This is a genomic window from Agromyces sp. H66 (assembly GCF_004959775.1).
Classification (GTDB): domain Bacteria; phylum Actinomycetota; class Actinomycetes; order Actinomycetales; family Microbacteriaceae; genus Agromyces.
Genome location: NZ_SJZG01000015.1, coordinates 38,989 through 57,751, shown reverse-complemented (window position 1 = coordinate 57,751; position 18,763 = coordinate 38,989). Strand labels below are relative to the sequence as shown.

The 18,763-nt window shown below is 70.3% G+C and carries 18 protein-coding genes and 2 tRNA genes; 12 read left to right on the top strand and 8 right to left on the bottom strand.

All coding sequences use genetic code 11. From position 1 onward, the window contains the following. Positions 1-10: 10 nt before the first annotated feature. From EZM51_RS18610 to EZM51_RS18595, 4 genes are all read right to left on the bottom strand, one after another. Entirely contained in the window at positions 11-640 is a 630-nt protein-coding gene (locus EZM51_RS18610) for a LysE family translocator (RefSeq protein ID WP_136709805.1), read from the bottom strand. Positions 641-692: 52 nt separating this feature from the next. Continuing rightward, positions 693-1,217, bottom strand: a complete 525-nt coding sequence (locus tag EZM51_RS18605) for a DNA starvation/stationary phase protection protein (RefSeq protein WP_136709804.1) — start codon at positions 1,215-1,217, stop codon at positions 693-695. Between the two features lie 116 nt (positions 1,218-1,333). Then, complete coding sequence (locus EZM51_RS18600) at positions 1,334-1,891, bottom strand: outer membrane lipoprotein-sorting protein (protein ID WP_136709803.1); 558 nt, start codon at positions 1,889-1,891, stop codon at positions 1,334-1,336. Positions 1,892-1,975: 84 nt separating this feature from the next. Continuing rightward, positions 1,976-2,049, bottom strand: a tRNA-Gly gene (locus EZM51_RS18595). Positions 2,050-2,144: 95 nt separating this feature from the next. Here EZM51_RS18595 and EZM51_RS18590 point away from each other — a divergent pair. After that, a complete protein-coding gene (locus tag EZM51_RS18590; RefSeq protein ID WP_136709802.1) occupies positions 2,145-2,516 on the top strand; it encodes a nuclear transport factor 2 family protein in 372 nt (123 codons plus the stop codon). Positions 2,517-2,547: 31 nt separating this feature from the next. Here EZM51_RS18590 and EZM51_RS18585 read toward each other — a convergent pair whose 3' ends face one another. Further along, entirely contained in the window at positions 2,548-6,255 is a 3,708-nt protein-coding gene (locus EZM51_RS18585) for a hypothetical protein (RefSeq protein WP_169053986.1), read from the bottom strand. A 191-nt stretch (positions 6,256-6,446) separates the two neighbouring features. Between EZM51_RS18585 and EZM51_RS18575 the strand changes: the two genes are divergently transcribed. The 6 genes from EZM51_RS18575 (at position 6,447) to clpX (ending at position 11,454) form a co-directional block, all read left to right on the top strand. Next, positions 6,447-6,520 (top strand) — tRNA-Pro (locus tag EZM51_RS18575). A 51-nt stretch (positions 6,521-6,571) separates the two neighbouring features. After that, complete coding sequence (gene tig, locus EZM51_RS18570; protein WP_136709799.1) at positions 6,572-7,999, top strand: trigger factor; 1,428 nt, start codon at positions 6,572-6,574, stop codon at positions 7,997-7,999. A 98-nt stretch (positions 8,000-8,097) separates the two neighbouring features. After that, positions 8,098-8,580, top strand: coding sequence for a tetratricopeptide repeat protein (locus tag EZM51_RS18565; RefSeq protein ID WP_136709798.1), 483 nt, complete (start codon positions 8,098-8,100; stop codon positions 8,578-8,580). Between the two features lie 73 nt (positions 8,581-8,653). Next, positions 8,654-9,241: an ATP-dependent Clp protease proteolytic subunit gene (locus tag EZM51_RS18560; protein WP_136709797.1), complete on the top strand. Its 588-nt coding sequence runs from the start codon at positions 8,654-8,656 to the stop codon at positions 9,239-9,241. 26 nt (positions 9,242-9,267) lie between these two features. After that, complete coding sequence (locus tag EZM51_RS18555) at positions 9,268-9,951, top strand: ATP-dependent Clp protease proteolytic subunit (RefSeq protein ID WP_136709796.1); 684 nt, start codon at positions 9,268-9,270, stop codon at positions 9,949-9,951. Positions 9,952-10,176: 225 nt separating this feature from the next. Then, on the top strand, positions 10,177-11,454 hold the full coding sequence (gene clpX, locus EZM51_RS18550; RefSeq protein WP_136709795.1) for an ATP-dependent Clp protease ATP-binding subunit ClpX: 1,278 nt from the start codon (positions 10,177-10,179) through the stop codon (positions 11,452-11,454). A gap of 1 nt (position 11,455) precedes the next feature. On the opposite strand, the gene EZM51_RS18545 is transcribed toward clpX, so the two are convergent. Next, positions 11,456-11,740, bottom strand: a complete 285-nt coding sequence (locus tag EZM51_RS18545; RefSeq protein ID WP_136709794.1) for a hypothetical protein — start codon at positions 11,738-11,740, stop codon at positions 11,456-11,458. A gap of 246 nt (positions 11,741-11,986) precedes the next feature. Then, complete coding sequence (sepH, locus tag EZM51_RS18540) at positions 11,987-13,069, bottom strand: septation protein SepH (protein ID WP_136709793.1); 1,083 nt, start codon at positions 13,067-13,069, stop codon at positions 11,987-11,989. A 195-nt stretch (positions 13,070-13,264) separates the two neighbouring features. Between sepH and EZM51_RS18535 the strand changes: the two genes are divergently transcribed. Further along, entirely contained in the window at positions 13,265-13,558 is a 294-nt protein-coding gene (locus EZM51_RS18535) for a DUF4193 domain-containing protein (RefSeq protein WP_056729312.1), read from the top strand. On the opposite strand, the gene EZM51_RS18530 is transcribed toward EZM51_RS18535, so the two are convergent. Next, complete coding sequence (locus EZM51_RS18530) at positions 13,555-14,019, bottom strand: DUF3093 domain-containing protein (RefSeq protein ID WP_136709792.1); 465 nt, start codon at positions 14,017-14,019, stop codon at positions 13,555-13,557. The genes EZM51_RS18535 and EZM51_RS18530 overlap by 4 nt on opposite strands. Positions 14,020-14,057: 38 nt before the next feature. Between EZM51_RS18530 and dut the strand changes: the two genes are divergently transcribed. The 4 genes from dut to acnA are packed head-to-tail and all read left to right on the top strand — an operon-like array spanning position 14,058 to position 18,759. Beyond that, on the top strand, positions 14,058-14,516 hold the full coding sequence (gene dut, locus EZM51_RS18525) for a dUTP diphosphatase (protein WP_136709791.1): 459 nt from the start codon (positions 14,058-14,060) through the stop codon (positions 14,514-14,516). Beyond that, positions 14,513-15,127 carry a DUF3710 domain-containing protein gene (locus tag EZM51_RS18520; RefSeq protein WP_136709790.1) on the top strand — a complete coding sequence of 205 codons (615 nt, stop codon included), beginning with the start codon at positions 14,513-14,515 and terminating at the stop codon, positions 15,125-15,127. The genes dut and EZM51_RS18520 overlap by 4 nt, the downstream gene beginning before the upstream one ends. Positions 15,128-15,131: 4 nt before the next feature. Continuing rightward, positions 15,132-15,887: a DUF3159 domain-containing protein gene (locus EZM51_RS18515; RefSeq protein ID WP_136709789.1), complete on the top strand. Its 756-nt coding sequence runs from the start codon at positions 15,132-15,134 to the stop codon at positions 15,885-15,887. Between the two features lie 55 nt (positions 15,888-15,942). After that, a complete protein-coding gene (gene acnA, locus EZM51_RS18510) occupies positions 15,943-18,759 on the top strand; it encodes an aconitate hydratase AcnA (protein WP_136709788.1) in 2,817 nt (938 codons plus the stop codon). Positions 18,760-18,763: the final 4 nt, after the last annotated feature.

Genomic DNA, 18,763 nt, shown 5'->3' with positions numbered 1-18,763 from the left:
TCGTCCGCCCTCAGGGCTGCGCGGCGGAGGCGATCGTGCCGATGCCGAGCGCCGCGAGGATGCCGCCCGAGGTGCGCTCGAGGTTGCGGCTCACGCGCGGCCGGTTCAGCCAGGCGTTGGCCTTCGCGGCGACCAGGGCGAGCAGCATCAGGTAGAGCCCGCCGATGACGGTGAGCGTCGCGCCCAGCAGCATCGTCATCCAGAACGCGGACGCCCCGTCGGGGAGGAACTGCGGCACCACGGCGAGGAAGAACAGGCCCACCTTGGGATTCGTCAGGTTCGAGACGAGGCCGGCGCCGAACGCGCGCCGGACCGAACCCGGAACGAGCGGCGTCGCGGCATCCGCGCCACCGTTCCTGCGGTGGCTGAGGAACGCCTGGACGCCGAGGTAGACGAGGTAGAGGCCACCGACGAGCTTGATCACCTGGTAGACCTCTGCCGACTGCTCGATGATCGCGGCGAGCCCGACGCCGACGAGCATCGCCCAGCCGAGCTGCCCGAGGGCGGCGCCGGTGCCGGCGGCGATGCCCGAACGCAGGCCGCGCAGGCTGTAGCGGAGGGTGAGGAAGCTGTCGGGTCCCGGCGTGAGGGCGAGGATCAGCGCAAGGCCGCAGAAGGCGAGGAACGCGGCGGGGGTCATGCCGCGATTCTGGCATGACCCCCGGCGGCCTCGGGATCGCCGGTCTCGGCGACTACTTCACGGCGACGTGCGAGAAGAGGAACCAGCGGTCCTTGTCGAGGCCGCGACGGATCTCGATCGCGACATCCTGGCTCGTGGGGTCGAGCTCTTCGAGGCCCTCGATCGCCTCGTTGACCTTCTCGGTGGCGAGGTCGATCTGCGCGACCACGTCGGCGATCGCCTCGTCGTACGGCTGGAAGCCGAGCTTCGGATTCACGGCACCGCTCTTGTCGGCGACCGCCTTCAGGCGGCCGTCGACCGGCAGCCCGAGCGCGACCACCCGCTCCGCCGCCAGGTCGGCCCACGCCTGCGCATGGGCGACGACCTCATCGAGCAGTTCGTGCACGGCGATGAAGTTGACGCCGCGCACATGCCAGTGCGCCTGCTTGCCGTTCACGGCGAGCGCGACGAGCTCCTGCACGACGGGCGTGAGGTACTGGGCGACGCCGGCCGCGACATCCGCGCTCGAGCCCTTGGTGGCCTTCGGCGCGTCGGCCGCCTTCGTGGTCTTCTTCGGTGCGGTCTTCGTGTCGGTCATCGTGTCCACCTTCCCTGGAACGTCTGTCCTTTCGTAACGCTACGCGGGCGCCTGCGTATTTCAAGGACGGGACGGCCCGACCGGGTCGGGGTTGACAGCGACGACGGACGGATGCCTCAGGCGCCGGGCTCGGGGATGCGCCGGCGCCGGCCATGCATCCGCTGTTCGACCCGCCAGTTCGACACGCCGTCGGTCGACGTTCGGCCCGTCCAGGTGAACGAGTCGGCCGTGATGTCGGTGAAGGCCCATTCGAGGTGGCTGCCGTCCATGTCGAGCCCCGTGATCCTGATGTCGCCGACCGTGGATTCCGATTCCATGACGATGAAGTTGCCGGCCCGCGGCGCAGCCCACACCTGACGCCACCGCCGTTCGGCGGGCAGGTACGCGCGAACCGTCGTTCCGATACCACGGTTCCCGCGCGGTTCGGAAAATCGGTCGGGGAGCGCGTAAACGAGCACGTCCTGCACGCCCAGTCCGTCGAGGATCCAGGTGAACTCCCAACGCCCGACGCCGTCGAACACGACATCGCCATGCGGGTCGATGAACTGGACCGTCATGTCCCAGACGCCCACGAACCGGCCGAACTGCATGACCGCCGCGTGGTGTTCGGGATGCGGGCCGGCAGCGGCGAGTTCGGTGAACACGTTCGCAGTGCTGCTCACGGATGAGGTCACACCTGCACGGTAGCGATCTCGGACCGGGAACGCACGCCCCGGTGCTCGCCGGCGAGGCCCGATCGGGCACGGGGCGGGTGGCGGTGGAGCGGATGACGGGAATCGAACCCGCGTAATCAGTTTGGAAGACTGAGGCTCTACCATTGAGCTACATCCGCGCGCGCCCGCGTTCGGGCACTGGATCATCGTAGTACACGGCAGGTGTTCCTCTTCTCACGGAGCGCACGCGGCATCCGTTCGAAGGAGCAGGAAGATGAACGGGCGCGAGACGGTCGAGGCGCTGATCGCGACGCTGAACGCCGGGAACGTCGACGGCATGGATGCCGTCTTCCACGAGGACGCCGTCATGGAATGGCCCCAGTCGGGCGAGCGCATCGTCGGCGGCGACAACCGGCGAGGCGTCTACCACGCCTTCCCGCGGCTGCCGAAGATCACGCCGCGTCGACTGACCGGGGAGGGCGACCTCTGGGTCGCCGAGGCGGACCTCGACTACGGCGACGGCGCCGTCTACCAGACGGTGTTCATCTTCGAGCTGCGCGACGGGAAGATCGCGAAGGAGACCGCGTACTGGACGCAGCCCTTCCCGGCGCCCGACTGGCGGGCCCGGTGGGTCGAGCGCATGTGATCGAGGCCGCGAGGCGGTCGCGCGGCCTGCGCTATCGCAGCTCCGCGATCGAGTGGGCGACCCTGCGCACCAGGCGCAGCTGTCGCTCGTAGGTCGCCGCGAGCGCCACGAGGATGACGCCGGCGATCCCGAGCCACAACCACCACCAGACCGCCTCGTAGAGCTCCGTGATCCACGGCCACAGCTGGTCGACCGCGTGCACGAGGAGCACGCCGCCGCCGACGAGCAGCGGCGCCTGCAGCCGGCGTACCGCACCCACCACCACGGCCGCCGCGGCGACGATCCCGAGCGCGATGATCCGCCACAGCACCGGATCGGTGAAGTCCGCGATGAGGGCGGGCAGGAGGAGCACCGCGAGACCGGGGCCCAGCGCAGGCCAACTCCGCAGTGTCGGGGACCGCAGCATCCGGAACGCTCCGGCGCCGATGAGGGCTGCAGCGACCGGCACGGTGACGACGTCGAACGGGTCGACGCTGCTCGCCACGAGCACGATGATGCCGCCGAGCACGAGCACGCCGAGGGCGCTCCACTCGAGGATCGGCCCGGCGATCGGCCGCACGCGAAGCGCCACCGCAGCCACGTGCACGGCCGCCAGCAACGGGAAGAGCACCGCGGCGCGCAGCGTCGGCTCCTCGCCGAGGACGATCGCGATGGTCGTGGGGATCGAGACCGAGACGACGGATGCCGCGAGCATGGTCTCCGCGACGACGGCGGGCCGCGACCCGGTCCGAGCCCACGCCACGGCGGCCGCGACTCCCGCTGCGAGCGCGAGCACCGGCCAGAACTCGATGGGCAGCGCGCTGCGCTCGCCTGCCGCGACGGCCGACCCGCGCACCATCGCGGCCCCGGTGAACGCCACCCAGCCGGTCGCCACGCCGAGGACGCGGATGGGCACGCCGCGCGCCGCCTCGGGGAGGAAGGCCGACGCGATCGCGATCACCGATCCCGCCGCCACGAGCACGAGCGTGCGGAGTTCCGAGTCGGCGCTCGAGCCGACGCTCGGGAGCACGGCGACGGCGGCGGCGGCCGCGACGAGTGCGGTGCGGCCACCGGCCGTCGGCGCCGATGCGGCGCGGCGCCAGGTGATGAGCGCGGCCGCGACGGCGAGCGCCGCCGCAAGGGGCAGCGAGTAGGCCTCGATCTCGTCCACGCCGTCGCCCGCGAGCCGCGTCCAGACGGTCGCGATCGCGAGGGCCAGGCTCAGCCAGGAGAGGTGCCGGCTGGGCGACGAACCGCCCACCGGGTCGCCGTCGAGTGCCGCGACGAGCAACGGCACCGGGGTGAGCAGCAGGAGGAGCAGCCACGCCTGGTCGCCGGCGGCGGGACCCGACACGAGGGTGATGAGACCGCCGATGCCGAGGGCGGTGCACCACGCGAGTCGCGCGGCGCGCTCACCGCGGCCGATCACGACCGGGGTGATGGCGGCGGCGAGCAGCACGGCGGCCGCCGCACCGAGGATCGAGGGCGGGGCGTCCGGGATGTCGGCGACGATGCGTTCCAGCGCGAACACGAGCAGGATCGGACCGGCCGCGGCCGACAGCACGCGGACGAGCGTGGGGAGGGCCCGGCGCAGCGCGGGCAGGACGACCACGGCCGCGGCGGCGGCGGGCAGCCACCGCAGCGGATCGGACCCGACGAGCGCCGTCACGACCGCACCGGTCATCGTTGCGACCAGGGCCGGCAGGAACAGCCCGATGCGATCCGCATCGGTGATGCGCGGGGCGAACAGTGGGACCGCGAGCAGCGCCGCGCCGACCGTGCCGAGCCACATCCACGGCGAGTCCCACGGCGGCGCGATCGGCGTTCCCGATGCGTCGAACCAGCTCGGCAGGGTGAGCGCGGCCGCGGCGACCAGGAGCATCGCCACGACGAGGTGCGCCACCCCGACGCCGCGAGCCGCGCCGACCGGCCAGGCGCGCGGCGCGAGCAGGCGGCCGGCGACCGCGGTCGCGAGGACCGCGGCGATCGCCCACGGCCAGACCATCGCGTTCGAGTACGCGGCCAGCACCGTCAGGCCTGCCCCGCCGAGGCCGAACACGGCGAGGGTCGGCACCGAGCTCGGCACCAGTTCTTCGAACCGGGTCGATGCGGCGATGAGACAGGCCGCCGCGACGGCCGCGAAGATCGCGGCCGGCGCCGCCGCGCCGGGCAGCGTCGCCCCGATCACGAGCAACCCCGTCAGGACGGCGGCGATCGGAACGGCGGCGAATCGGCGCAGCGAACCGAGGACGAGGAGCACCACGGTCGCGCCCGCCGCGGCGACGAAGGGCACCAGCATCGCGCCGAGGTCGAGCTCCGCGGGCAACCTCGTCACGCGAGCATCCGGCTCCACCTGCCAGGCGGGGGAGCTCGCCATCGCGCGCCAGCCGAGCGAGGCGAGGCCGGCCAGCAGCCCCGGCGCCGCCGTGACGGCCGCCACCGCCGCCGACGAGATGAACGCGGCGCGGGCTACTTCGGCGCGGAGCGAGGCGGGACGACGCACCGCGCCCGCCGCAACCGCCGCGATCACGCCGGATGCGGCGGGAGCGAGCCAGATGGCGACCCCTTGGTCGAGTTCCGCCGCGATGCCGACCGCCGGGGCGAGTGTCGCGGTGATCCCGACACCGATCGCCGCGGCGGCCGCCCATCCGGATGCGACCTCCGCTCGGGCGAGGCGCGTCGCGACGATCACCAGAACACCTCCCGCCGCGACCGCGACGAACGTCCAGGATTCTCCCCATCGCACCTCGGGAAGCGCCCAGAATGCGGCCCCGGCAGAGGCCACCCCGCCCGCGAATCCGGCTGATGCCATGATCGTGCGCTCGAGCGACCGCGGTGCCATGGCGATCGCCGCCGCGCCGACGACCACCGCCGCCAGCCCGCCGAGCCACACGCCCGTCGCGGTCTCGGGGTCGATCGCGTAGCCCAGCAGGAACGCGGCGGTCGGCGCGAGCGCCGCTGCGGCGAGGCCCGGGACGCGGATGCCGCTCGCTGCACGCGTCGCGGCCAGCACGGCGGCGACGATCGCGAACGCCAGGCCGGTATAGGCCGCGGCGTCGAGCGCCTCGGTGCCGAAGAGCCGGTTCGCGCGCACGATCCACACGTCGAGCAGGAGCAGCACGACGGCGACGGATGCCACGCCCTCGGCTGTACCGGGGAGGCGGCGGGCGCGCAGGAGCCACGCGACGCCGAGCACCAGCACGCTGGCCCCGGCGATGATCGCCGACCGCACCTCGAGGCTCGCGACGAGGTAGGCGACGAAGAGGAACACGATCGCCGCCACCGAGATGAGCACCACGCCGAGCGTGAGGAGGAAGACCTGCACGCCCGAGCGGCGTCGTGCCGGCGGCGTCGGGAGCGCGTCCGAAGGCGGAGTCGGTGCGGCGACGGGAGCCGGGGCGGCCGCGGGAGCCGGCGCGGCGGTCGGCGACGGAGCCGTCGGAACAGTCGTGGGAGCGGAAACCGGGGCGGCGACGGGAGCCCGCGCCGCACGTGCCTGGCGCGACTCCCGCCCCGCCTGCGCCTCGCGCATGCCCGTGATGAGCCGTTGCCGCGCCGCCTCCGCCTCGTAGACCCTCGTGCCCGCGGCCAGCACCTCGGCCGACTCGGGCACGGCGAGGTCGAGCCCGCACTCGAGGCAGCGGGAGGAGAAGAGCCCCGCGAAGCACGCGGGGCAACGCGTGGTGTCGATGAGGAGGGCCGGATCGGACGGCCAGCGACGGAGATCCCCGGCCCCGTCGCGGGGGAGACGGTCGGTCATGCGCACACTCTCCCACGCGCGGGCGCCGCATCGTCGGATCATCCACAGCGCCCGTTCGGGGGTCACCGCCGAGGTCGGCTCCCGCCCGCGCCGGCGGGGTCGCCCGTGCAGTAGACTTTCGTGGGTCCATCCGTGCCTCGGCGTGCTTCGGCGTGCCCGTGCGGATGGTTCGACGAGTTGAGTCAGCGACTCGGGGCGTAGCTCAGCTTGGTAGAGCGCCCGCTTTGGGAGCGGGAGGTCGCAGGTTCGAATCCTGTCGCCCCGACGAGTCGCCAGCGGCTCGACACGAACTTCCACACAACAGGAGATCTTCCACATGCCGACCACTTCGGTTGAGAAGCTGAGCCCCACGCGCGCCAAGCTCACCATCTCGGTGACGCCCGAGGAGCTGAAGCCCAGCATCACCCACGCCTACGAGCACATCGCCGAGCAGATCAACGTGCCCGGCTTCCGCAAGGGCAAGGTGCCGCCGCCCATCATCGACCAGCGGGTCGGCAAGGCCGCCGTGCTCGAGCACGCGGTGAACGAGGGCCTCGACGGCTTCTACCGCGCCGCGGTCACCGAGCACGAGCTCCGCCCGCTCGGCCGACCCGAGGCCGACATCGTCGAATGGCCGAGCGAGAAGGACTTCACGGGCGACCTGCTGCTGGCCATCGAGGTCGACGTGCGCCCCGACGTGGAGCTCCCCGACTACGCGGGCCTCGAGCTCACGGTCGACTCGGTCGAGGTGGGCGACGACGAGGTCGAGGCCGAGCTCGAGCGCCTCCGCAGCCGCTTCGGCACCCTCATCACGGTCGACCGCCCCGCGACCACGGGCGACTTCGTGACCCTCGACCTCGTCGCCACCATCGACGGCACCGAGGTCGACACCGCCAGCGGCATCTCCTACGAGCTCGGCTCGGGCGAACTGCTCGAGGGCATCGACGAGGCGCTCGAGTCGCTCACCGCCGGTGAGACCACCACGTTCGAGTCGAAGCTCCTGGGCGGCGACCACGAGGGCGAGACCGCCGAGATCACCGTCACCATCGGCGCCGTCAAGGAGCGCGAGCTGCCCGCCGCCGACGACGACTTCGCGCAGATCGCGAGCGAGTTCGACACGCTCGACGAGCTCACCGAGAGCCTGAAGCAGCAGGTCGCGCGCAACAAGTCGTTCGGGCAGGGCACCCAGGCCCGCGACCTCCTCGTCGAGAAGCTCCTCGAACTCGTCGACGTGCCCGTCGCCGACAGCGTCATCGAGGACGAGGTGCACCGCCACCTCGAGTCCGAGGGTCGCCTCGAAGACGACGAGCACCGCGCTGAGGTCACCGAGTCCAGCACCAAGGCGTTCAAGACGCAGATCGTGCTCGACAAGATCGCCGAGGCCGAGCAGGTGCAGGTGAGCCAGGACGAGCTCACCCAGTACCTCGTGCAGGGCGCCGCCCAGTACGGCATGGACCCCAACGAGTTCGTGCAGGTCCTCAGCCAGAACGGCCAGATCCCCGCCATGGTCGGCGAGGTCGCGCGCAACAAAGCGCTCGCGATCGCGCTCGGCAAGGTCAAGGTCACGGATGCCGCGGGCAACGCCGTCGACCTCTCCGAGTTCACGGCCGTGGCCGAGTCCGACGACGCCGCCGAAGCCGAAGCCGAAGCCGAGGCCGAAGGCGAGCAGCCCGAGAACGCCGCGGAGGAGCCCGCCGAGGCTCCCGCGGAGGAGAAGAAGAAGCCGGCACGCAAGCGTGCGGCCAAGAAGGCCGACGCCGAGTAGTCGCCATCGCACGCGAGGGCCGGATGCCACGGGGCATCCGGCCCTCCGTCGTCGCCGGGCGATACGGTCGAACCACCATCCGCCGAGAGAGGAGTCCGATGGACGACTGGCAGCACCGTGTGGACGCCGTGTGGTCGGCCGCGGACGAACTCGGCGACGACGAGGTGATCCGCCGCATCGACGCGCTCGCCGCCGAGCGGTCCGCCGGCGACCCGATCGCGTTGTTCGAACGCGCGGGAGCCCGCGATTCGGCCGGCCTCGAGGCGGAGGCCGAGACCCTCTACCGGGAGGCGCTCGACCGGGGACTCGACGGCTCCGAGCGCGTGCAGGCGCATATCCAGCTCGCGTCGACGATCCGCAACCTCGGTCGGCCCACCGAGTCGATCGCACTCCTCGACGCCGTCGAGGCCGACGCCGGCGACCTCCACGACGCCGTCGTCGCATTTCGAGCGCTGGCCCGGGTCGACGCGGGCGACCCCCGCCGCGCGGCATCCGAGGCGCTCCTCGCACTCGCGGCGCACCTTCCGCGCTACCGCGTGTCGCTCGCGGCATACGCGACGGAGCTCGGGGCATCCGCCTAGGGCGAACAGCCCCGTCGGCGCGTGTTGCACCGGATAGATTCGAGTGAACGCGACAACCGAAACGGAGCGACACATGGCCGAAGTGACACCCAGCCCCGGTGTTTTCGATCGACTGCTGAAGGACCGCATCATCTGGCTGGGTTCCGAGGTTCGTGACGAGAACGCCAACGAGATCGCGGCGAAGCTGCTGCTCCTGGCCGCCGAGGACCCCAAGAAGGACATCTACCTCTACGTCAACTCGCCCGGCGGGTCGATCACGGCCGGCATGGCGATCTACGACACCATGCAGTTCGTGCCGAACGACATCGTCACCGTCGGCATCGGCATGGCGGCGTCGATGGGCCAGCTCCTGCTCACCGCGGGCACCAAGGGCAAGCGCTACATCACGCCCAACGCGCGCGTGCTGCTGCACCAGCCGCACGGCGGCTTCGGCGGCACGGCGAGCGACATCCAGACCCAGGCGCAGCTCATCCTCGACATGAAGCGCCGTCTCGCCGAGATCACCGCCGCGCAGACCGGCAAGACCGTCGAGCAGATCAACGCCGACGGCGACCGCGACCGCTGGTTCAACGCGCAGGAAGCGCTCGAATACGGCTTCGTCGACCACATCCGCGAGTCGGCCCTCGACGTGTCCGGCGGCGGCGGAACCGACCAGGCGTAAGCATCCAGAGAAGAGAGAACGAGCGAATGTCAGTACCTACTTCTAGTGGCCCTGCCTTCGGCGGCACCGCATTCAGCGGCATGCAGGCGCCGGGTTCGCGCTACATCCTGCCGAGCTTCGAGGAGCGCACGGCCTACGGCTACAAGCGCCAGGACCCGTACGCGAAGCTCTTCGAGGACCGCATCATCTTCCTCGGCGTGCAGGTCGACGACGCATCGGCCGACGACATCATGGCCCAGCTCCTGGTGCTCGAGTCGATGGATCCCGACCGCGACATCATCCTCTACATCAACTCGCCGGGCGGTTCGTTCACGGCCATGACCGCGATCTACGACACGATGCAGTACATCCGTCCCGAGATCCAGACCGTCGTGCTCGGCCAGGCCGCGTCGGCGGCGGCCGTCATCGCGGCGGCCGGCACGCCCGGCAAGCGCCTCGCGCTGCCGAACGCCCGGGTGCTCATCCACCAGCCGGCCATGGGCGAGGCCGGTCACGGCCAGGCATCCGACATCGAGATCCAGGCGGCCGAGATCATGCGCATGCGCACCTGGCTCGAGGAGACGCTCTCGCGGCACTCGAACCGCACCAAGGAGCAGGTGAACAACGACATCGACCGCGACAAGATCCTGTCGGCCGAGGAGTCGCTCGAGTACGGCCTCATCGACCAGGTGCTCTCGTCGCGCAAGAGCGTTCCCGCGCTCACGCGCTAGCCGACGCGCCGACCCGAGGCGGGTGACCGGTCCCACGGGACGGGTCACCCGCCTCGTCGCATGTCGGCTCCGTGGGTCGGATGCCCCGTCGGTGCGCGGATCCGGTGCGCGCCTCGACGGTTCGCGGACCGCGAACCACTCGCGCCTGCCAATCCGGGCGCGTCATGCCGCATGCCCCGGTTCTCGGGCTAGGCTCGAATCAGACTCGTCGACAGGGAGGGTTCGATGGCACGCATCGGGGAGAGCGCCGATCTGCTCAAGTGCTCCTTCTGCGGAAAGAGTCAGAAGCAGGTCCAGCAGCTCATCGCCGGACCCGGGGTCTACATCTGCGACGAGTGCGTCGAGCTCTGCAACGAGATCATCGAGGAGCGACTCGCCGAGGCGGGCGAGACCGAGTCCGGCGAGTTCGAGCTGCCGAAGCCCAAGGAGATCTTCGCCTTCCTCGAGGAGTACGTCATCGGGCAGGAGGCCGCGAAGAAGGCGCTCGCCGTCGCGGTCTACAACCACTACAAGCGCGTGCGCGCCCGCACGACCCTCACCTCGGCCGACCGCGCGCACGACGACGTCGAGATCGCGAAGTCGAACATCCTGCTCATCGGCCCGACGGGCTGCGGCAAGACCTACCTCGCGCAGACCTTGGCGAAGCAGCTCAACGTGCCCTTCGCCGTCGCCGATGCCACGGCCCTCACCGAGGCCGGGTACGTCGGCGAGGATGTCGAGAACATCCTCCTCAAGCTCATCCAGGCCGCCGACTACGACGTCAAGCGAGCCGAGACCGGCATCATCTACATCGACGAGATCGACAAGATCGCCCGCAAGGCCGAGAACCCGTCGATCACGAGGGATGTCTCGGGCGAGGGCGTGCAGCAGGCGTTGCTGAAGATCCTCGAGGGCACCGTGGCATCCGTGCCGCCGCAGGGCGGACGCAAGCACCCGCACCAGGAGTTCATCCAGATCGACACGACGAACGTGCTGTTCATCGTGGCGGGCGCATTCGCGGGTCTGGAAGACATCATCTCGTCGCGGGCCGGCAAGCGCGGCATCGGCTTCGGCGCCCCCCTGCACAGCAAGGAGGACGAGGCCGACATCTTCAGCGAGGTGCTGCCCGAAGACCTGCACAAGTACGGCCTCATCCCCGAGTTCATCGGCCGGCTGCCCGTGGTCGCCACCGTGATGCCGCTCGATCGCGATGCGCTCATGGAGATCCTCACGGTGCCGCGCAACGCGCTCGTGCGCCAGTACCAGCGCATGTTCGAGCTCGACGGCGTCGAACTCGACTTCGAGCAGGCCGCCCTCGAGGCCATCGCCGACCTCGCGGTGCTGCGTCAGACCGGGGCCCGGGGCCTGCGCGCCATCATGGAGGAGGTGCTCGGACCGATCATGTTCGAGGTGCCGTCGTCCACCGGCGTCGCGCGAGTCGTCGTCACGAAGGCCGCGGTGCTCGACAACGCCGCGCCGACCATAGTGCCGCACAAGCCCCGCCGCGCGGAGAAGTCCGCCTAGCTCAGTCGTACACCCGCACGAGCTGCCAGTGCGCGCCGTCGTGCTCGACGTCGAACACGTGCGTCTCGCCGTCGTCGGCGCTCGCCTGGAACCGCCAGCCCGAGATGGAGAGCGGCACGCGGCCGGGGGAGACGTCGTGGCCCGAGAAGGGACCCCACCAGTCGCACGGGCCCACCAGCGCGGTCGGCATGTCGGTGACGCGGTACCGGCGTGCTCGCCACACGAGCCGCTCGGGCTCACCAGCGGCGCTCGTCCAGACCTCGACGGCCTCCTGCACCCGTGGCATGCCGACCTCCACCCGTTCGAATGTATGTTCGAATGGTAGCACCGCGCACCGTGGCTCACGAGTGGTCGTGGCATCCGGACTGGCGGGCGGCCCACACGCCGGTGCACCTTCCTGCGGATATACGATCCGGCACGCCGAGGCGAGGCCGGATCTCACGGCGCGTCGGATCGTATATCCGCCATTTCTGACGCGGGAGCGATGCGTTCGTCGCAGGCCCGGGCGGGCGGATGCCTCGAACGCCGGCGATCAGGCCAGGTCGTCGTCGCTGCGCGCGCCGAAGACGATCTCGTCCCAGCTCGGCATCGAGGCGCGCCCCTTCTTCGCCGGACGAGTGGCCGGGGCGCCGGCCGGCTTGCCGCCCCAGAGCGTGCGGGCACCCGTTCCGGGCTTGTCGTCGCTCGCCGGCTTGGCCTCGGGCACCGCCGGTGTCTCGGCGGCCGGCGCCGCAGGCTCCGGTACGGGTGCGGCCGGCCGCTCGGCGTCGGCTCCGGCGGCCTCGCGTTCGCCGCGCCGCCGGCGGAGCGCCTCGAGCAGGTCCGCCGTCTCGCCGAGCGTCGGCTTCGGCTCGTCGGCCCGCTTGATCGCCGCACGCGCCACCGCGGGGCTCGACGCCGCGGGCGTCGTGCGCGCATACGGCAGGGGCTCGAGGTGCGGCGCGGTGTCGAACTCGCCCTGATCGGTCTCCTCGAACGTGAACGCCCCGCTGTCGAAGCGGGTCGGCTCAGCGGCGTCGGGCGCGACCGCGCGCAGCCGCGGAATCAGTCCGCCCTTCAGTTCGCCCTGCTGCGAGAGCGTGGTGGCCTCGGAGTTCAGTGGATGCAGCGCCTGCGTGCGCGGCTCGAAACCCCAGCGGGCGTCGTGGTCGATGGTGTCGGCCGTGAACTCGAGCTTGACGATCCAGCCGCGTTCCTCGTCCTTCCAGCTGGCCCAGCGTTCGCCGTGCACGCCCAGCTTCGCGAGGCGCTCGCGGATGACGCTGCCGAACGTGGCCGGGTCGTCGGCGGGGTCGACCTCGGCCGCGACGTGCACGGGCACGGCCAGGGCGGAGGTCACGATGTGCTCGCGCTCGGCGAGCACGGGGCCCTCGAATCGACGGATGTAGTCGATCGACGCGCCGGTGACCTGCGCGACGTCCTCGGCCGACAGGCCGGAGCGGATGAGGGACTGCACCTCGCGGGGCGAGGGTTTGGGCCCCGTGTGAGTCTCGGGCTGCGCCTGCCGGATCCGGGACTGCAGCACCTCGTCGATCTCGATCCGGAAGCGCGCTCCATCGTCGGACGCGGCGAGCAACGCGCCGTTCTCGACTCCGATTACCTTGAGTTCCTGCATCGCGACAAAGCCCTTCCGTGCCATCGTCTCCGCCCAAGGATGCCATGCCGTGGAAGGCGCCGCCGGGAATAGCACGGGCGCGCCGGAAGTTGAGCACGTAGCAGGTTGCAGGGTGGCCGCAAGTGGTTTGCTTACGCACCCGAATTGATGCAGACTATGCCCGCCGAATCATCGGCACCGAAGAAATGGATGGGAATGGCAACGGATTACGACGCACCGCGGAAGACCGAGGACGACTCCGAGTCGATCGAGGCCCTCAAGGAGCGCGTCCCCGACAAGATGTCGGGAGTGGTGGATGTCGATGACGCCGACAACCCAGGAGGCTTCGACCTGCCCGGTGCCGATCTCTCCGACGTCGAGCTCGACGTCGTCGTGCTTCCGCCCCAGGCTGACGAGTTCACGTGCGTGAACTGCTTCCTCGTGAAGCATCGCTCGCAGATCGACCACGAGACCAAGCTCGGCCCGATCTGCCTGGAGTGCGCGTCCTAGACGTCGCGCTCCGCACCGCCCGGCCGCCGCGATCCGTTGATCGCGGCGGCCAGTTCGTTCGGTCGGCGGGTCGAGATCAGCCAGTACGGCGTGGGGTCGGCCGGGTCGGTGATCGGCACCCGAACGACGGGCCGCACCCATCCGCGGATGACGAGGAAGGCCCGCGCATCGAGGCCGGTGCCGCGTTCGACCCGGGCGTCCGCATCGAAGGAGGGGATCGCCTCGCCCGTGTGCGCGAGCGAGATCTCGGCGCGACCGGCGCGGAGCATCCCCTCCTGCACCTCGACGACCGGCGAGGTGATCGTGAGCGACCCGACCACGGCGAGGTAGAGGATCACCCCCGTCGCGATGCCGGCGGGCATCGAGACGGGCGCGAGCACCAGGATGCTCGCGGGAACGAGCAGCAGGGTCGCGAGGTAGATCCAGGGCGTCGGCCACAGTTTCTCGTGGTAGTCGGGCATGGCTCTATTCGATCAGACTTCTGCACTACCCTCGAACAGTGACCGATTCCGTCGATGTGCTGATCACGGCCGACCGCCTCCCGACCTACGCCCATCCCGGCGATGCGGGGGCCGATCTGCACGCTGCCGAGTCCGTCGTGCTCGCGCCTGGCGCGCGTGCGACGGTGGGCACCGGCGTCGCGATCGCGCTGCCCGACGGGTATGTCGCCTTCGTCGTGCCGCGGTCCGGCCTCGCCTTCAAGCACGGCATCACGATCGTGAATGCACCCGGTACCGTCGATGCCGGGTATCGGGGCGAGATCAAGGTGGCCCTGCTCAACACCGACGCGAGCGAGTCGTATTCGATCGAGGCGGGCGATCGCATCGCCCAGCTCGTCGTGATGCCGGTCAGCCGCGCTCGGTTCGTCGAGGTCGAGCGGCTTCCCGGAAGCCTGCGCGGCGAGGGTGGATTCGGATCGACGGGATTCGGGGAGCACAAGTCAGGAGTGAACGCGTGAGCGACATCGAGAACATCGACGACATCCCCGTCGACCAGCCCAAGTCGGCGCCCGACGACCGTGAGGTGGCCGGCCCGTTCGACGAGGCGGAGGCGAATCCGGTACGGCCCTACGTCGACCTCGGCGGCGTGAAGGTGCTGCCCCGTGAGGGCCTCCACCTCCGGCTCGAGGTGGAGGAGGGCACGAAGCGCGTCGTGGCCGTCGGCCTCGACTACGCCAACTCCACCCTGCAGGTGCAGCCGTTCGCGGCGCCGCGGTCGAGCGGGCTGTGGCACGAGATCCGCGCGCAGATCGCCGAGCAGATCGCGCGCCAGGGCGGCACGACCACCGTCCGCGAGGGAACCTTCGGCCCCGAACTGCTCGCCCAGATCCCCGTCGCCGCGGGCGAGGGCCAGGCCGGCCACATGCGCCTCGCGCGCTTCATCGGCGTGGACGGCCCGCGATGGTTCCTGCGCGGCGTCATCGCCGGCGAGGCGGCGGTCGACCCGACCGCCGCGGCCCAGGTCGAAGACCTCTTCCGGTCCATCGTCGTCGTGCGCGGAACCACGCCCATGCCGCCCCGCGACCTGATCCCGTTGCGCATGCCGGCCGCCGGCGCGCCCACCGCGTAGCCCGATGGCCGATCCCGACGCCCGGCGCGAGCCCGACGACCAGCGAGCGGATGCCGCGGGCCCCGAGCAGGACGGTGCGAACGAGTTCGGCCGACAGCTCGCGGCCGCGGCCGAGCGCTCCGGACTCGGCGGCATCGCCCGCGAGGAGACCTTGACGGGTCGCGACCTGCTCGGCGCCCTCGGCGGCGTGCGCGGTCTCGCCGAGGCGATCCTGCCCGGCCTCGTGTTCCTCGTCGTCTACACATTCACCAAAGAGCTCGTCCCCGCGCTCGCGGCATCCCTCGGCCTCGCCGTGATCTTCACGGTCGTGCGGCTCGTGCGCCGGAGCGGGCCGACGCAGGCCATCGCGGGACTCATCGGGGTCGGGGCATCCGCCGCCCTCGCCCTGTGGACCGGGCGAGCCGAGGACAACTACGTGCTCGGCTTCTACACGAACGCCGCCTACGCCGTCGCGCTCCTGGTCTCGCTCCTCGTGGGATGGCCGCTCATCGGCCTCATCGTCGGCTTCCTCCTCGGTGACGGCACCTCGTGGCGCACGGAACGGCGAAAGCTCCGGGCCATGCAGTTCCTCACGCTCATCTGGCTCGGACTCTTCACGGCGCGACTCGTCGTGCAGGTGCCGTTCTACTTCGCCGGGAACGTGGAGGCGCTCGGGGCCACGCGCCTGCTCATGGGCGTGCCGTTGTACGCACTCGTGCTGGTGTTCACGTGGCTGGTGGTGCGGGCAGTGTACCCGTCGGCGCCTCGTGCGCCCGAGTGATAGAGTTATCTCGACGTCAAGATAAATACGCGTCATCCGCGAAGGAGAGGACATCGTGTCTGCAGTGAACAGTTTCGGGGCGAAGGACACGCTCCGCGTCGGTGAGAAGTCCTACGAGATCTTCCGACTCGACACCGTGCCCGGCCACGAGAAGCTGCCGTTCAGCCTGAAGGTCCTCCTCGAGAACCTGCTTCGCACCGAGGACGGTGCCAACGTCACGAAGGAGCAGATCGAGGCGCTGGGCTCCTGGGTCCCGACCGCCGAGCCCGACACCGAGATCCAGTTCACGCCGGCCCGCGTGGTCATGCAGGACTTCACCGGCGTGCCCTGCATCGTCGACCTCGCGACCATGCGCGAGGCGGTCGAATCGCTCGGCGGCGACCCCAACAAGATCAACCCGCTCGCCCCGGCAGAGATGGTCATCGACCACTCCGTCATCGCCGACCTCTTCGGCACCGAGAACGCCCTCGAGCGCAACGTCGAGATCGAGTACGAGCGCAACGGCGAGCGCTACCAGTTCCTCCGCTGGGGCCAGACCGCCTTCGACGACTTCAAGGTCGTGCCGCCCGGCACCGGCATCGTGCACCAGGTGAACATCGAGCATCTCGCGAAGGTCACCTTCACCCGCGAGGTCGACGGCGTCCTGCGCGCCTACCCCGACACCTGCGTCGGCACGGACTCGCACACCACGATGGTCAACGGCCTGGGCGTGCTCGGCTGGGGCGTCGGCGGCATCGAGGCCGAGGCGGCCATGCTCGGCCAGCCCGTCTCGATGCTCATCCCGAAGGTCGTCGGCTTCAAGCTCTCGGGCGAGATTCCGGCGGGCGTCACCGCGACGGACGTGGTGCTCACCATCACCGACATGCTGCGCGATCACGGCGTGGTCGGCAAGTTCGTCGAGTTCTACGGCTCAGGCGTGGCTTCCGTGCCGCTCGCCAACCGGGCGACCATCGGCAACATGAGTCCCGAATTCGGCTCGACCGCCGCGATCTTCCCCATCGACGACGTGACGCTCGACTACCTGCGCCTCACCGGACGCAGCGAGGAGCAGGTCGCGCTCGTCGAGGCCTATTCGAAGGTGCAGAAGCTCTGGCACGACGCCGCCGACGAGCCCGTCTTCAGCGAGTACCTCGAGCTCGACCTCGGCACGGTCGTGCCCTCGATCGCCGGCCCGAAGCGGCCGCAGGACCGTATCGAGCTGACCGACGCGAAAGAGCAGTTCGAGCGGGACGTCACCGACTACGCGGAGGTCTCGCACGACCTCGTCGATCTCGAGTCGATCGAGTCGTTCCCGGCGTCCGACCCGCCCAGCAACACGCCGGAGGACGAGCACAGCCACTACCACCACGTCGAGCATCACCGTTCGCACGCGCCGCGGACCGTGTCCAAGCCCACGCCGGTGACGACCGCCGACGGCGCCGGCTACACGCTCGACCACGGCGCCGTCACGATCGCCGCGATCACCTCGTGCACCAACACGTCGAATCCGTCGGTCATGCTCGCCGCGGGCCTCCTGGCACGCAACGCGGTGCAGAAGGGCCTCAAGGTCAAGCCGTGGGTGAAGACCACCCTCGCGCCCGGCTCGAAGGTGGTCACCGAGTACTACGAGAAGGCCGGCCTCAACGACGACCTCGAGGCGCTCGGCTTCTACACCGTCGGCTACGGCTGCACGACGTGCATCGGCAACTCGGGTCCGCTCATCGAGGAGGTCTCGGCCGCGGTGCAGCAGAACGACCTCGCGGTCACCGCCGTGCTCTCGGGCAACCGCAACTTCGAGGGGCGCATCAATCCCGACGTGAAGATGAACTACCTCGCGAGCCCGCCGCTCGTCATCGCGTACGCCCTCGCGGGTTCGATGAACTTCGACTTCGAGGTCGACGCACTCGGCAAGGACCGCGACGGCAACGACGTGTTCCTGAAGGACATCTGGCCCGCTGCCGCCGAGGTGCAGGACACGATCGACTCGTCCATCAACAAGGACATGTTCACGCACCAGTACGCGAGCGTGTTCGAGGGTGACGAGCGCTGGCGCGGGCTCGAGACGCCGACGGGTGCGACGTTCGAGTGGGACGCCGAGTCGACCTATGTGCGCAAGCCCCCGTACTTCGACGGCATGACCATGGAGACGACGCCCGTGACCGACATCGTGGGTGCACGTGTGCTCGCGAAGCTCGGCGACTCGGTCACGACCGACCACATCTCGCCGGCCGGCTCGATCAAGGCCGACAGCCCCGCGGGCCGGTACCTCACCGAGCACGGCGTCGACCGCAAGGACTTCAACTCGTACGGCTCGCGCCGCGGCAACCACGAGGTCATGATCCGAGGCACGTTCGCGAACATCCGCCTGAAGAACCAGCTCCTCGACGGCGTCGAAGGCGGGTTCACGCGCGACTTCACGAAGGCCGACGCCCCGCAGTCGTCGATCTACGACGCGAGCCGGAACTACCAGGCCGCCGGAACCCCGCTGGTGATCTTCGGCGGCAAGGAATACGGCTCCGGTTCGTCGCGCGACTGGGCGGCGAAGGGCACGAGCCTCCTGGGTGTCAAGGCCGTCATCACCGAGAGCTTCGAGCGCATCCACCGCTCCAACCTCATCGGCATGGGCGTCGTGCCGCTGCAGTTCCCGGCCGGCGAGTCGGCCGACTCGCTGGGGCTCGACGGCACCGAGATCATCTCGATCACGGGCCTCGAGCAGCTCAACGAGGGGGTCACGCCGCGCACCGTGCACGTGGTCGCCGCGCCGAGCGAGCATTCGCCCGCCGGCAAGCAGGTCGTCGAGTTCGACGCCGTCGTACGCATCGACACGCCCGGTGAGGCGGATTACTACCGCAACGGCGGCATCCTGCAGTACGTGCTGCGTTCGCTCGTGTAGCGTC